This window comes from Paenalicyclobacillus macrosporangiidus, from assembly GCF_900116805.1.
Lineage (GTDB): Bacteria > Bacillota > Bacilli > Alicyclobacillales > Alicyclobacillaceae > Alicyclobacillus_H > Alicyclobacillus_H macrosporangiidus.
On the sequence record NZ_FPBV01000095.1, the window covers coordinates 1 to 1,027 of the forward strand.

At 59.8% G+C, this 1,027-nt stretch carries 1 protein-coding gene and 1 rRNA gene; one reads left to right on the forward strand and one right to left on the reverse strand.

Annotated elements, in window-relative coordinates; all coding sequences use genetic code 11:
• A 5S ribosomal RNA gene (rrf, locus tag BM357_RS18855) occupies positions 1-87 on the forward strand; the annotation flags it as partial.
• 646 nt (positions 88-733) lie between these two features.
• On the opposite strand, the gene BM357_RS18860 is transcribed toward rrf, so the two are convergent.
• The coding region (locus BM357_RS18860; RefSeq protein ID WP_139234798.1) for a transposase domain-containing protein at positions 734-1,027 on the reverse strand (294 nt) is incomplete at its 5' end.

Consider the following 1,027-nt stretch of genomic DNA (forward strand, 5'->3'; position numbering starts at 1 on the left):
GTACCCATCCCGAACACGACCGTTAAGCCCTCCAGCGCCGATGATACTAGGGGCGGGAGCCCCTGGGAAAGCAGGACGCCGCCAGGCGAGAGAGAGAAGGCCCGGAATGCACGGTAAGGTGCAGACCGGGCCTTCTGCTGTTGTGTGGAGTGGAGCTGCGTGTGCCGTAGGAGGATGGCTTGTCAGTAGGTTGACCTGTGCCGCGCAGTCGGAAATGGGTGGTGAATGGGTGGTCAATGGGGGCGAATGGGTTGCAAAGACCGCCCGTCCGCCGAGGCGTAACACCAGAATTGCACTGATGACCCCGGGGGCTGGAATGGATAGCGGCGGCATTGCATTTATCGTGGGGGCCTGGGGCGGCGTTCGTGACGGAATGGCATGTAAGCGAGCGGATGGGAAGCCGAGACGGGGTGGACATGGAGCGAGTAAAGTAACGAAACTGCCTTATGGCATCTGCGGGGTGTGAGTTAAGACGGAAACGTACACTATGGTGCCGGCACCCGAACAGGATAAGGCGGAAAGTGTTTATATTCCTGCGGCGGACCCTCGTGCCACTGGCGCTTGTACACCCGCCAGGCCTGCGTACCACCATTCTCGCGTCCCCCAGTCGCAACCATGCGTCGCAAGGTAAGCGTCAAAGCCCCCACACCTTGCGTTTCTCCAACCGTCGTGCGACAGTCATGGACGACAACAATCAGCCCCGCCAGGAGACCCAGCGGGGCGATTTCTCATGCTATCCTTTTTTTCCACGTCTCCGGATTCGTTCCGGCAGGCGATCTGACCACGGGAGCAACGCGTCCATCGCTGCCCGGTCATCCGTTCGGATGTTGGGTAGCCGCTCGAACAGGTATTCCAGGTACAAATACGGGTCCAGCCCGTTCTCCTTGGCTGTCTCCACTAGGCTGTAGGCGATGGCGCTCGCCCTCGCACCTTGTGGGGTGTTGGCAAACAGGAAGTTCTTGCGACCAATTACAAACGGCTTGATTGACCGCTCGCTCCGGTTGTTATCCAACTCCAGATGGCCGTC